This window comes from Nostoc cf. commune SO-36, assembly GCF_023734775.1.
GTDB classification, from domain to species: Bacteria; Cyanobacteriota; Cyanobacteriia; order Cyanobacteriales; family Nostocaceae; genus Nostoc; species Nostoc commune_A.
Window position 1 is genome coordinate 85,771 of the sequence record NZ_AP025734.1, and the last position, 12,082, is coordinate 97,852.

10 protein-coding genes and 4 pseudogenes are annotated in these 12,082 nt (G+C 42.7%); 4 read left to right on the forward strand and 10 right to left on the reverse strand.

The window, feature by feature from the left end:
• Window positions 1-66: 66 nt before the first annotated feature.
• Together ANSO36C_RS32470 and ANSO36C_RS34065 are read left to right on the forward strand one after the other, a co-directional pair.
• The gene (locus tag ANSO36C_RS32470) at window positions 67-555 is read left to right on the forward strand and encodes a hypothetical protein (protein ID WP_251960920.1); all 489 of its coding nucleotides are present in this window, start codon (window positions 67-69) and stop codon (window positions 553-555) included.
• A gap of 20 nt (window positions 556-575) precedes the next feature.
• Complete coding sequence (locus ANSO36C_RS34065; protein ID WP_267145385.1) at window positions 576-707, forward strand: hypothetical protein; 132 nt, start codon at window positions 576-578, stop codon at window positions 705-707.
• 118 nt (window positions 708-825) lie between these two features.
• On the opposite strand, the gene ANSO36C_RS32475 is transcribed toward ANSO36C_RS34065, so the two are convergent.
• Window positions 826-2,745: a heavy metal translocating P-type ATPase gene (locus tag ANSO36C_RS32475; protein WP_251960921.1), complete on the reverse strand. Its 1,920-nt coding sequence runs from the start codon at window positions 2,743-2,745 to the stop codon at window positions 826-828.
• An 86-nt stretch (window positions 2,746-2,831) separates the two neighbouring features.
• Between ANSO36C_RS32475 and ANSO36C_RS32480 the strand changes: the two genes are divergently transcribed.
• On the forward strand, window positions 2,832-3,983 hold the full coding sequence (locus tag ANSO36C_RS32480; protein WP_251960922.1) for a precorrin-8X methylmutase: 1,152 nt from the start codon (window positions 2,832-2,834) through the stop codon (window positions 3,981-3,983).
• Between the two features lie 424 nt (window positions 3,984-4,407).
• On the opposite strand, the gene ANSO36C_RS32485 is transcribed toward ANSO36C_RS32480, so the two are convergent.
• The 4 genes and pseudogenes from ANSO36C_RS32485 to ANSO36C_RS32500 form a co-directional block, all read right to left on the reverse strand.
• Window positions 4,408-5,091, reverse strand: coding sequence for a tetratricopeptide repeat protein (locus tag ANSO36C_RS32485; RefSeq protein WP_251960923.1), 684 nt, complete (start codon window positions 5,089-5,091; stop codon window positions 4,408-4,410).
• Window positions 5,092-5,185: 94 nt separating this feature from the next.
• Window positions 5,186-6,055 (reverse strand): annotated as a pseudogene (locus ANSO36C_RS32490) (Nramp family divalent metal transporter); the annotation flags it as partial.
• Window positions 5,988-7,099, reverse strand: a pseudogene (locus tag ANSO36C_RS32495) (IS630 family transposase). The pseudogenes ANSO36C_RS32495 and ANSO36C_RS32490, both read right to left, overlap by 68 nt.
• 72 nt (window positions 7,100-7,171) lie before the next feature.
• A pseudogene (locus tag ANSO36C_RS32500) lies at window positions 7,172-7,318 on the reverse strand (divalent metal cation transporter); the annotation flags it as partial.
• 65 nt (window positions 7,319-7,383) lie between these two features.
• Here ANSO36C_RS32500 and ANSO36C_RS32505 point away from each other — a divergent pair.
• Window positions 7,384-8,313 carry a transposase gene (locus tag ANSO36C_RS32505; RefSeq protein WP_251960924.1) on the forward strand — a complete coding sequence of 310 codons (930 nt, stop codon included), beginning with the start codon at window positions 7,384-7,386 and terminating at the stop codon, window positions 8,311-8,313.
• A gap of 146 nt (window positions 8,314-8,459) precedes the next feature.
• Here the strand turns inward: ANSO36C_RS32505 and ANSO36C_RS32510 are convergent.
• The 5 genes and pseudogenes from ANSO36C_RS32510 to ANSO36C_RS32530 form a co-directional block, all read right to left on the reverse strand.
• Window positions 8,460-8,834, reverse strand: a pseudogene (locus ANSO36C_RS32510) (Nramp family divalent metal transporter); the annotation flags it as partial.
• A gap of 61 nt (window positions 8,835-8,895) precedes the next feature.
• Window positions 8,896-9,225 (reverse strand): YnfA family protein, encoded by a 330-nt coding sequence (locus tag ANSO36C_RS32515; RefSeq protein ID WP_251960925.1) that lies wholly within the window; start codon window positions 9,223-9,225, stop codon window positions 8,896-8,898.
• 167 nt (window positions 9,226-9,392) lie between these two features.
• A complete protein-coding gene (rppB, locus tag ANSO36C_RS32520) occupies window positions 9,393-10,787 on the reverse strand; it encodes a two-component system sensor histidine kinase RppB (protein ID WP_251960926.1) in 1,395 nt (464 codons plus the stop codon).
• Window positions 10,765-11,502: a two-component system response regulator RppA gene (gene rppA, locus ANSO36C_RS32525; RefSeq protein WP_251960927.1), complete on the reverse strand. Its 738-nt coding sequence runs from the start codon at window positions 11,500-11,502 to the stop codon at window positions 10,765-10,767. Before rppA ends, rppB begins: the two co-directional genes overlap by 23 nt.
• Window positions 11,503-11,533: 31 nt before the next feature.
• A complete protein-coding gene (locus ANSO36C_RS32530; RefSeq protein WP_251960928.1) occupies window positions 11,534-11,977 on the reverse strand; it encodes a DUF2808 domain-containing protein in 444 nt (147 codons plus the stop codon).
• Between the last annotated feature and the right edge of the window lie 105 nt (window positions 11,978-12,082).

Here is a 12,082-nt window from a genome sequence, read left to right on the forward strand (position 1 = left end):
CAGATATTCATGCACTTTGCATGTAATTGATCACAATTTTTCTAATAATCAATGAGGAGTAAATCAATGCAATCATTCAAACTAGGTTTTATTATTTTTGCAAGTACAGGATTATTTTTCTTAGGAGCTTGCAGTAATCAAGCTTCTGACTCTAGTAGTAATCCTTCTAGTCCTTCTACAGAAAATACTAACAAAACCGAACCAGCCGCCAAAACTGAAACATCTGCTCATGGCGACTCGCATGGTAAAAATGCTCAAGTTGTTGAAGTGGGAAAATATCACTTAGAGTTAGTGCCTGAGACAGAAGATGGCACGACTCACTTAGATTTATATTTGCAAACAGGTGACAAACACCAAGCAGTTCCAAATGCGAAAGTTACTGCTGATATTCAGTCACCCGATGGAAAGCAAAAAACAGTTCCCCTAACGTATGATGCTGATGGTAAACACTACGCTGCCAAGCTAGATAAAGGTGCCGCAGGGCAATATCAGGTGAAAATTACTGCAAATGTTGGCGGCGAAAAGGTCAACGGTCGGTTTAGTTTTAATCAGTGATCTGAGTATTTAGGCATCGCTTGCAGGGCAGTTATGGCGCGATCGCCTCCGGCGGGCGGGTACGCCATCGCAAAGCACGAAAACTCTCCCAAAGTCTCATTCAGTCTGGAAACTCATGGCAAGTTTATTATTTAATTAAACTCGACAACTAATTCCGAAAAAATCGAAATAATAATGCTTTCAGCCTCCGTTACGGCAAATTTATCCTTTAAAAAACGGTAATCTTTTACTTTAAGTCACGAGGCTTTGATGTAGAGAGAAAAAAGCAGTTCAATTCTTCAGCAACCGTAAACCACTGAGTGTCACGAGTACGGTAGATCCTTCGTGACCTAAAACCCCTAGAGGTAGACTCATGTGTCCAGTAAAGTTGGCAATGAGTAGCAGCACAATGAAACCAAGGGCAAACACAATATTCTGCTTGACGATGCGTTGAGAGCGACGACCCAGACGAACGGCATACTCTAATTTTTCTAGGCGGTCTGCCATTAACACAATGTCTGCTGTTTCCAGCGCCACATCACTGCCTGCGGCTCCCATCGCAATTCCCACGGATGCCTGCGCCAAAGCTGGAGCATCGTTAATCCCATCCCCTACCATTGCAACAGCCGGGTACTGCTTCTGTAGCCGCCGAATTACCTCAACTTTATCTTCGGGCAACAGTTCGGCATACACGCGATCGACTCCAGTCTCTTGAGCGATGCTCTGTGCCGTTCGTTCGTTGTCGCCTGTCAACATAGCAATCTGCTCAATCCCTAAGCGTTTTAGGTTTGCGATCGCTTGTTTAGCTGTCGGTCGCACAATATCGGCAACGGCAATGATTCCGAGGATACGTCCGGTATCAGCAACCCAAACCACTGTTTTGCCTTCCTGTTCCCACTGTTGGCTTTGCTGAGTTAGAGCATCTGGACAAGGGTTTGCATGAGTTTGAACAAAAGCAGCTTTACCGACTACAGCCATTTTGCCTGCAACATCTCCGGTAATCCCCTGTCCTGCTTGAGCTTGAACATTAGTGGCTTCAGTCCATTTCAACTGTTGCTTCCGAGCCGCTTGAACGATCGCGTCTCCAATCGGATGCTCTGACAAACTTTCCAAAGATGCCGCGACCTGGAGCAACTGATCTCCTGCTTGTTCGACTGTCATGACGTGGACAACTTGAGGTTTGCCCGTCGTTAAGGTTCCGGTTTTATCAAAGGCGATCGCTTTGATCCGTCCAATCATTTCCAGTTGAGCACCGTTCTTGAACAAAATTCCGTTTCGTGCGCCATTGGCAACTCCCGACAGCAGTGTGGGCATAGTCGCTGCCATCAACGCACAGGGCGAAGCTACCACCAGAAAAATTAGCGCCCGATAAATTGTATTCTCCCAAGTCCAACCCAGAAAGAACGGAGGTAGGGTTGCGAGCAGAATACCCATCAACACAATCACCTTCGCGTAGACTCGCTCAAATCGTTCAATGAACTGTTGGGAAGGCGGCGTTTCTGTTTGCGCCTGCTCCACCAGTCGAATCACTCGCTGAATCAGGCTACTTTCGGGTGGCTGATGAATTTTGAGTCTGAGTGCTCCATTGCCATTGATGGTGCCTGCAAAAACTTGATCGCCCGCTACTTTCTCAACGGGCATCGACTCTCCGGTAATGGAAGCCTGGTTGAGGGTGCTGAATCCTTCAATTACCACACCATCAGTCGGAACCAGTTCTCCCGGTTTAACCAGGACTTGATCCCCAATTCGTAGCTCAGAAACGGGGATTAGTTGTTCTTGCCCATTCAGCAGTTTCCGGGCGGTATCGGAGGTAAGGCTCATCAGTCCTCGAATACTACGCTCGGTTCGTTGCATCGCATAGCGTTCGAGAGCGCCGCTGATCGCGAAGATCAGAATTAACACAGCCCCATCGACGATGAAGTAATACTCTTGTTGCCAAAGCCCTAAAGCCGCTGCCCCCAATGCTGCGACAATCATCAGCAGGTCTACGTCCAGTTCTTTTTCTCGAAATAGCGTCGTTAACCCCTCACGCGCACTTTTATAGCCCCCAATGACATAGGCAGCCGGGAGAATCAGGAAGCTGAGTCCCAGCCACCCTTGGTTGAGGGTAAACCAACCAAGAAATACGAGGATTGCACAGACCCCAGAGGCGATCGCGTCTGGATGATCCTTCAGCAAGGAAGGAAAGCGAGGCAGTGTAGTAGAAGACATTTGGCAATGGGTTGAGATAAAATTACTTCTCTACCCTAAACCTTGACATTAATGTAAATGTCAACCTTTAATCTGAAATTAGAAGTATGAAAAACCAGCATTTAACGATAAAAGAACTGACAGAGGCGGTTGGGGGAGATACCACCCCTCGCATGGTGCGGCACTATCACACCTTGGGTTTGCTACCTCAACCGCCACGCTCGGCGGGTAACTATCGACTATACTCCCAACAAGATGTGCAGCAGTTGCGGCAGATCGTAGCATTGAAGCAGCAAGGGTTTCAGCTATCCCACATTCAGCAGCTCCTCCAAAGTGAATCAGGCGTAAATGTGGAGCAAACGCTGATTACGCAACTGCAACAGCAATATCGCACCGTAATCCAGCAATTAACCCGTCTTCGACAAACAGCGACCGCACTGGAAGGAGTGTTGGGACGCGATCTCAACTGCCAAACAATCCAGGCGGAAGCTATTGCTCAACTGAGGCTGTTAGAAGCCAAAACTCAAGATGGGCTAGAGGAGCTAGAAGAACTTTGGCATAGTCTGGATGCAGAAACAACGGCTCACCCAGAAGCATTTCAGGAATCGCTACAGCGCCTGTTGCCAGACCTGTCTAACCGCTCTGAAATTGAAGTAGACTTGCTCTCCAAACTGGTATTGGCTTGTGGAGATGTGAGTTTGATCCAGTTTGTACGATTAAGTCGGGGGATTTTGGGAGATCGTTTACAGGACGCGATCGCGGCTGCTCGTGATGCACTCAAGAGGGGTTGTCAAGTTGTAGGTGATGTTCCAACAGTTGTTGCTGCCTTAGATCAAACTCGATTGGCACATTTGCAGTGCCCCATCAAAACGTTGATTGCCGACCCACACATCACAAATGCAGCAGAAGCAGAGGAAGCGTTTTGGCACGACGAGCAGTGGAAGGAACGCTTACGCCAGTTGCCTGCTGGTTGTATTCTTGTGATTGGCTATGCGCCTTCAGTATTGATGGCTGCCTGTGACTTGATTGAGCAGGGACACCTTCAACCGACTCTTGTAATTGGAATGCCGATCGGTTTTAGTCATGCCCCAGCAGCCAAACGCCGATTAGTGCGCTCTGGCATTCCTCACATCACTATTGAAGGAACATTAGGCGGTGGTTTGTTGGCGGCAGTTGCGTTAAATGCTCTGGTAGAGTCTTTATTGGAAAAGCCAAATTGCCATTGCTATCTCACATCATTAGACCTGTCCGAAAAATAAACTTAGTACAAAAAATCGGTAGAAGAATAAATTGAGTATCTACCACTTTGAGCTAAAAATATCGCCTCAGTAGTTCAGTAATTTCTATCGCTTATGCCTCTAAATAATTGCCACGATGACTGCTTTTAGATGTAGTGCTGCTGGTCTATCTCTTTGTTGAGCGCTTTTTTTTCAAACGCTCCAAACTGTCTTAAGGTAATTGCGTTTGGCTTTTTCGACTTTGTATAGCAACAGAGAAATTTAAATCGTTAACTACGAAAGCATCAGCAAATTTGAGATTTCGGATAGTATTTGGTTACAAGAATGCTACTTTGATTTTGACAAGCAAAATACACAAAACAAAGTTGCACTCATGCTGGTTAGTACACCTTTAAAATAAACTTATTAAAAATGATTTTTACCTAATTTCAAGCCTCAATATTGCTTACTGCTGAATTTTCTGAAGGAGAGCTTGTGTTTGCTGATACCTCTGGGTATCTCCTTGCTGTTGAAATAGACTTGCAGCTTGCTGTAAATCGCTAATAGCGCTTTTGCGATCGCCTAAAGCATATTCAGCAAGTCCTCGGTTGCCGTAGGCATCAGGTAATTTGGGGTTGATTTGTAGTGCTTGGTTAAAATCTGCGATCGCCAACTTGTGATTTCCCTGTCTATAATTCAAAAAGCCCCTATTGTAGTAGGCATCTACAGACTTCGGATCAATTCTTAGTACCTGGTTAAAGTCGGTAATTGCAGCTTTAATACTTCCTAGTTCCGCATGAGCAGTCCCTCGACTGTTGTAAGCATCTGTATGGTTGGGATTTAGTCGCAGTGCTTGATCAAAGTCGGTAACGGCTGCTTTAAAATCTCCTAATTGAGACTTTGCCAAACCTCTCAGGCAGAAACCCTCGTAGTATCGTGGATTTAACTGTACTACCCGATTAAAATCTTCTATTGCACCATTGAAGTTGCCTTGCTCAAGCTTTTGCACACCCTGATTATAGTATTCCTGAAAATTCATCTGTTGGATGCGCGTTTGTGGTTCTTGTGCAGCAAGGACAGCAACAGGTATTCCACTCAGTACGCTACTTGTTATTCCCAGGATGGCTACAGATTTGTGAATGTAGTTCATGGCTTGACTTTCTCCATGTCAGACAGATCAAAGCAGATGCACAGGGTTATTCTCGACTAGATCCATCCTAAGCGGTTTAAAGCTTGAAACCCAGCTAGCCCAAAATACTTTGTAATAGCAACCAAACATTTAGCCCAACGATAACAGTAGCAACTCCCCAAGCTAAATATTTAAGCCATAACGGATTTACAAACTCACCCATTAAGCGACGGTTACTTGTGAACATCACCAATGGAATCACTGCAAATGGTAACTGCAAGCTGAGGATAACTTGACTGAGAACTATAAGGCGACTTGTGCTGTGTTCCCCAAAGATAATAATTGTAATCAGCGCGGGGATGATGGCAAGCAGACGGGTAACTAAACGCCGTAACCATGACGGAAGGCGAAATTGTAAAAAGCCTTCCATTACAATTTGCCCAGCTAGGGTTGCAGTCAATGTTGAACTTTGACCAGAAGCAAGTAAGGCAATCCCAAAAATTGCACTAGCAGCACTAACGCCCAATAATGGTGAAAGCAGTTTGTAAGCATCTTGAATTTCTGCTACATTCTGATTACCAGAAAAATGAAATGTTGCAGCAGACACAATTAAAATCGCCGAGTTGATAAACAGTGCTAATGACAAAGCAAAAGTTGAATCAATTGTGCCAAACTTAATTGCTTCCCATCTTTTTTCAGTATTAGGTTGCCAATCACGGGTTTGCACAATTGAGGAGTGTAAATATAAGTTGTGAGGCATCACTGTTGCCCCTAAAATACCAATAGCAATGTAGAGCATTTCTGGATTCTGTAAAATTTCTCCCTTGGGCAGATATCCAAACATTACCCCCCCCATATCAGGTCGAGAAAACAGAATTTCCGCTGTAAAACAGATACCTACGGTTGCTATAGGAATCCTATTTGATTTTTGAATAGGCTCCGTACATCTGTAAAGTGTCGAAATCAAAGGTAGTGTGTCTAATAAACCACTCAAACATCCACTTTAAATGAGAAAATGTTGGAACCAAAGCACAAAAACGTCTAACCCATGTTTTGGCTTGTAACCAGATATCTTCAATTGGATTTTGTATTGGGCAATTGGGGGCAAAGCGAACACAATGTATTTTCCATTGCTCGGTTGGCAAACTTTGATTAACAGAGTCCAGAAAACCTCGAATTTCTTTGGAACGGTGGTAGCTAGCACCATCCCAAAAAATTAGTAATTGCTGGTCGGGAGAGTCAGCTAGCAAGTATTGTAGGTAGTCAATGGTATTTTTTGAGTTTCCCGCATCATAAGCTTTGAGAACTAATTTTCCATCAAGATAGTCAACTGCCCCATAGTATGTCTGCTTATCTCGTTCATTAATGACTCTCACCGCTATTTCTTGGTCACTTTTTCCCCATACGTAGCCGCTTAAATCTCCCCACATTAAATGACATTCATCAATTAGCAGTACTCTTAATTTTCCTGTTTCGATTGACTCCCGGTGAGTTGCCAGCAATGTTTCAATCTCTTTTTTTTTACGGCAACAGCATTCTCGTCGGCTTTGGGGTTCAGCTTTGTCGTTTTTTTCCAACTGATAGATGCTGCATCGAACAAATCGTAGTAACTTTGTTTTGACTCATAAACCACATCATACTCAAAGGCCAATTTATACTCTAGTTCCCCAAGCTCCCAACAGTACGAGTGTTTGCAACCAACTCAACACCTCTTCTCGCTGTTCGGCATTTAGGTAGCTCTTTCTCCCTTTGTGGTTCAAGCGCAGTCCCGAAATTCCATATTCCTCGTAGGCAAGATCCAACCTGTTATGGAGCCTCTAGACACATCTAGAATTGTTTGAATTTCATCATACAAGTAGCCTTGATAAACCAGCTTGACTGCCAACGCTTTCCTGACCTCACGCACATCTGGACGCAGAGCGATAAAATCTTGTAGTTCCACGATGGCATGAAATTTTATTTCCTCTGTTGACTGTTGGCGCGATACTTCCAGTGCAAGTGTGGTAGTTTGTAAATGCTGGCTTATCATTGTCCTTTATTAGACTTTCATTTCCCTACGTATTATCTTGTAGTCTTGTTCAAAAATCAAATAGGAGTCCTATACCAGCATTATTATTAAGGCTTCTGTATAGCGAAAGCCTTTATGTTGCAGGAATAACAATACCAGGACATCCAGCGCAGTGATGCACACACCCCATATCAAGGGAATACCGAATAAAAGTTGCAGCGCGATCGCACTTCCCAGTAGACATCTCCAAAATAGTAATATTTGATGGTAAAAGAATATTACATGATGTTTTTGGGTGCTAAAACATGAGTTCTATACTGAGCCATATTGAAAAAAATCCTCAAGATGCACAGCGCTTGATTGGTCTTGGGTATCCTGAGCTACAACAGTTAATTCAAAATGCAGAGCAATTACACGATGAAAAACAGGTCTTGCTAGAATCAAAAAAAATAAGAATTATTACAGGTGGAGGTGGTAGGAAACCAAAATTACCAATACCGGAACAAATAATTTTAACTTTGGTTTACCTCAGGCATCTGACTACATTTCAACTTCTTGGTATCCAATTTGATGTAAGTGAATCGACAGCAAATAATATATTCAACTATTGGCTACCAATACTTCGAGAATTACTACCATCTAGTTTAATAGAACAAGTAAAAAAAAATGAATCTGATTATGAAATACTTAAAGAAGTACTCACGGATTATGAATTAATTATAGATAGCTATGAACAAGTCAGGGAAAGACCAGGGGACAACAAAGAACAAGAAAAATATTTTTCTGGCAAGGCACATAAACATACATTTAAAACCCAGATAATTATTTTACCAGACGCCAGAGATATTGTTGATGTTGTTGCAGGTGAACCTGGACCAAAAAGCGATATAACAATGTTTAGAGAAAATCGTGATAGCTTTGCTCCAAAACAAAGTTTTAAGGGAGATTTAGGTTATCTAGGAGAAGATTTAATTGATACTCCAATTAAAACACCAAGAAATGGGGAATTAACAACTGGCCAGAAAAAAGAAAACAAGGAGTTTTCATCAAAACGAGTATTTGTTGAACATCGAATTCGCTCAGTAAAAATTTTCCGAGTTGTTCAAGACCGATTTAGGCTAAAACCTAAAAAGTATGAGCAAGTAATTTTGACAATTTGTGGATTAGTAAGATTGCGAATAGGAGCGTTGATATTACCAACAAAAATAGACCTAGTAGCATTCGCCTTAAGTTAATGCATATAACTACATATTTTTGCCTTATTACTATCAGTAAATATCTCAAAGCCTTATTTTTTCGTATTGACTAGCTAGTTTGAGATGCTTGCACTTGCGTCTTATAAGCTAGCCGCAGTAAAGCTTTGATAGTTATTGGAGATGTCTAGTAGTTCTGCTAAGTCACAAGCGGCGATCGCAATCTCACACAATACCCACAAACAAAAGCTCACCCTTCGACTAAAATAGTCCCGACAAACCTGTGCCAAATCTCGACCTGTGGCAACACCCAAACGCACACATAGTGATTGCAGTAATATCGCCATCAAGTTAGACAGCAGGATCACTGTTAACAGAGTGTATCCAAATTTTGACCCCCCAGCGATATCTGTTGCCCAATTTCCAGGATCTATGTATCCGACTGAAACCAGATACCCTGGCCCTGCATAAGCCAACATCTTGCGCCAAAAGCTTTTACTGTTAGGGACTCTAATACTGCGGTGAACTTCAGGGAGACTGGGACGGTTTTCGGGACGAGTCATTTGTTTTACGCGGAGATATTTTCATATTCTTCTCATAATCCCAGAAAATTAGAAATAAATGTCAACCTCTTGGCGCATACATGATGATCAACACCCCCAACAGCACAATCCATGCGCCTAATTGATCAAATTTGTCAGGAGCTAATCCATCTATCTTCCAGCCCCACAGAATCGAGAGGATAATGAAAATACCTCCGTAAGCGGCATAAGTCCGACCAAAGTTGGTTGGCTGTTGTGTGGCAATAAATCCATAAACAGTTAGCAGTACTGACCCTCCCAAAGCTAGCCACATGCTTTTGCCTTCTCGTAGCCACAGCCAGACTAGGTAGCCTCCGCCAATTTCACACAAACCAGCCAAAAAGAAGTAAACCAGAGATTTGATAATAGGCATAAAATAATTAGCAAATATAAATTTGTCACCAATACATAAGTGCAAACGCATAAAATGCGATAACTTCTGAATGCTAGATCGGTTACGGTAGCTGACATCTACCAATGCCTAAAGAGATAGTGTGATAAAGCCTTAAAATTATCTGCTGTTTTGGATGTGCAGTTTACTTACGTGAAACGTTGATGAACGGAGAATGCGCTCCGTTCTTGTGTCAAGGGTAAGTGAAGGATGAAGGTGCTACCTTTACCAATTTGGCTTTGTACCTGTGTACTGCCTCTATGAGCTTGAACAATTGCTTGAGCGATCGCCAATCCCAATCCAGATCCACCAGTACGACGCGAGCGATCGCTGTTCACTCGATAAAAACGGTCAAAAATCCTCTTTTGCTCGTGCGATGCAATGCCAATACCTGTATCTTGAACTTCAATCACTGCATCAACATTGCTGCGTTTGAGGATGACAGTTACATAACCGCCGGCAGGGGTGTATTGAATAGCATTAGCAATTAGATTAGAAAGCACACGTAACAGTTGGTCTTCATCTCCCATCACGTATAACAGCTCCTGGCATAACACCAAAGATGTTAACTGCAAAGAAGCCGCCGCCGCTAAGGCTGAAAATTCTTCTATCAGGTCATTAATCAAAATATTCAGACAGCAATGTATTTGTTGTGTCGCCAGCTCTTGCTGTTCCAATCGAGACAGTAGCAGCATATCCTGAACTAGTTCAGCTAGTCGATGATTTTGACGTTGAATAGATGCCAAAATATCTTGCGTCTCCTCAGTTAGATACTCCATATCAAATAAAGTTTCTACCGTTGCATTAATCGCTGCTAGAGGAGTACGCAACTCATGAGAGGCATCAGACGTAAACTGTTGCATTTGTTTATACGACCTGTCAATTGGTCGCATTGCTAACCCTGCCAGCCACCAACTAGAACCACCAACTAACAATACCGTAATTGGCAATCCTAGCGCCAAAATTACTTTCAAAGCTGCGAGACGACTATCAAGGTCATTTAGACTGCGCCCTACCTGAATATAGCCCCAAACCTGATTATCTTGAGTGTGCAACAGTAGAGACTTTTGACTGTAACGATTGCCTTGTAAGTCTTTGACTGTTTGCCAAACTTGGGTTTGCACAGTTGGTGGCAATTCATCCGCTTGGAAACCTGCCACTGCAATTAACCGTCCTGAAGCATCGACAAAACGGATGTAATATTGCTTATCTTTGTATACAGTACTAAAAATGCCGTGGTCATCAGGGGTGGTTTTACCGTGGCGCAGGATCTTTTGGGTAGAACAACTGGACTCAGCTAAACAAATATTTGGTAAAACCTGCTGGAAAACTAGCTCTGTAAGACCAGGTTGTTTCAAAGTCGGTTCAATTACATCATGAAGTGTACCTGCTACTGATTCCAGTTCTCGGTTGATAGAAACCACATAAGCATCAATGATTACCTCATAAATCACGAAACCGCATAAGGACAGAATTAGAGCCATAACTACCGCATACCAGGTAGCCAATTGCCAGCGAGTCTTACGAAATAGTCGAATCTGCATTGCCAGGATTGAAACGATAGCCCATACTAGGGATAGTTTCGATTAGCCTATCACAACCATATTCCGATAATTTGCGTCGCAAAAGTCGGATTTGGGCTGCTACTACATTACTAACGCGTTCTGCACTAAAGGCGTACAGATGATTTAAAATTTGGTCGCGGGTAATAACTGTATTAGGACGTTTCATCAAGTATTCTAATAATTGGAATTCTTTTTTTGTTAAATAAATTACCTTATTTTCACCATTAGGGTACTGTCGAGAAACTGTACAATTACCGCAGTCTAGGATAAGGCCACCAACTTGCAATTGTAAAGACTGAAACTGAGGTGTAAGCGATGCACCTCCAAAAGAAGCTCGTCTTTGCAAAGCCCGCAACCGTGCCAGTAGTTCTGCCATGCCAAACGGCTTTATCAGATAGTCATCAGCCCCTGCATCTAGACCAGCTACCTTATCTGCCATGCTATCTTTAGCAGTTAGCATCAGCACGGGCAAAGCATTACCCCGACCACGTAATCGCTTGCACAGTTCCAAACCTGACATTCCCGGCAGCAACCAATCAAAAATTGCCAGTGTATATTGAGTCCAATCATGTTCTAGATAAATCCAGGCTTCATTTCCATCCAAAACCCAGTCAACAATATATCTTTCTTTACTCAACTTTCGCTGAATCGACGCACCTAGATCAGGCTCATCTTCAACTAGCAAAACTTTCATAAGCAGTAGATTTACTTTATAAATTTGTTCATTAAATTACACGCAATTGAACAACTCCAATGGGTAACTCTACATTCATACCAGCGAGAATAGTAGATATCTTGTAGAACTTGTCACCAGTAGTCACTGCTGTTTTTTTAACATTCTTCATTTCTACGATGATGATAGTTCCAGGAGCGACTGATTCGGCAAACTCTAGCGTAGCTTTTTTGCCTTGAATAGAAACTTTTGCAGCAATTTTTTTACCGGATTCCTCGGACACATCAATATTTTCTCTGAGGACAATGTTAGTTGGAGCTTCGATAATTAGCTGAGAAATAGCCTTGCTGTTTTGGGGAACTGCTATTTTTAAAGTATGTCTGAGAATTCTCCAATGGCGAATACCTTGAGGAGATTCCCCTAAGCTAATAATGTGAGGAAAGTTACTAGATTGTGGTGTAGGATTTGCATAAGTAGCTGGAATGAAAACTGCCATAGTCAATGCGAAAATAGCAGTATATGTCAGTGTTCTATTCATTTGAGTCATATAATCACTTCACTATGTCTATCAATCATCAGAATCATCTGCCGTGAAAGATGC

Bases quoted from the DNA above. Each gene is read 5' to 3' on its own strand.
- ANSO36C_RS32505 (WP_251960924.1), top strand. From the start codon at position 7,384: ATGAGTTCTATACTGAGCCATATTGAAAAAAATCCTCAAGATGCACAG.
- ANSO36C_RS32475 (WP_251960921.1), bottom strand. From the start codon at position 2,745: ATGTCTTCTACTACACTGCCTCGCTTTCCTTCCTTGCTGAAGGATCAT.
- rppA (WP_251960927.1), bottom strand. From the start codon at position 11,502: ATGAAAGTTTTGCTAGTTGAAGATGAGCCTGATCTAGGTGCGTCGATT.
- ANSO36C_RS32530 (WP_251960928.1), bottom strand. From the start codon at position 11,977: ATGGCAGTTTTCATTCCAGCTACTTATGCAAATCCTACACCACAATCT.
- ANSO36C_RS32470 (WP_251960920.1), top strand. From the start codon at position 67: ATGCAATCATTCAAACTAGGTTTTATTATTTTTGCAAGTACAGGATTA.
- ANSO36C_RS32485 (WP_251960923.1), bottom strand. From the start codon at position 5,091: ATGAACTACATTCACAAATCTGTAGCCATCCTGGGAATAACAAGTAGC.
- ANSO36C_RS32515 (WP_251960925.1), bottom strand. From the start codon at position 9,225: ATGCCTATTATCAAATCTCTGGTTTACTTCTTTTTGGCTGGTTTGTGT.
- ANSO36C_RS32480 (WP_251960922.1), top strand. From the start codon at position 2,832: ATGAAAAACCAGCATTTAACGATAAAAGAACTGACAGAGGCGGTTGGG.
- rppB (WP_251960926.1), bottom strand. From the start codon at position 10,787: ATGCAGATTCGACTATTTCGTAAGACTCGCTGGCAATTGGCTACCTGG.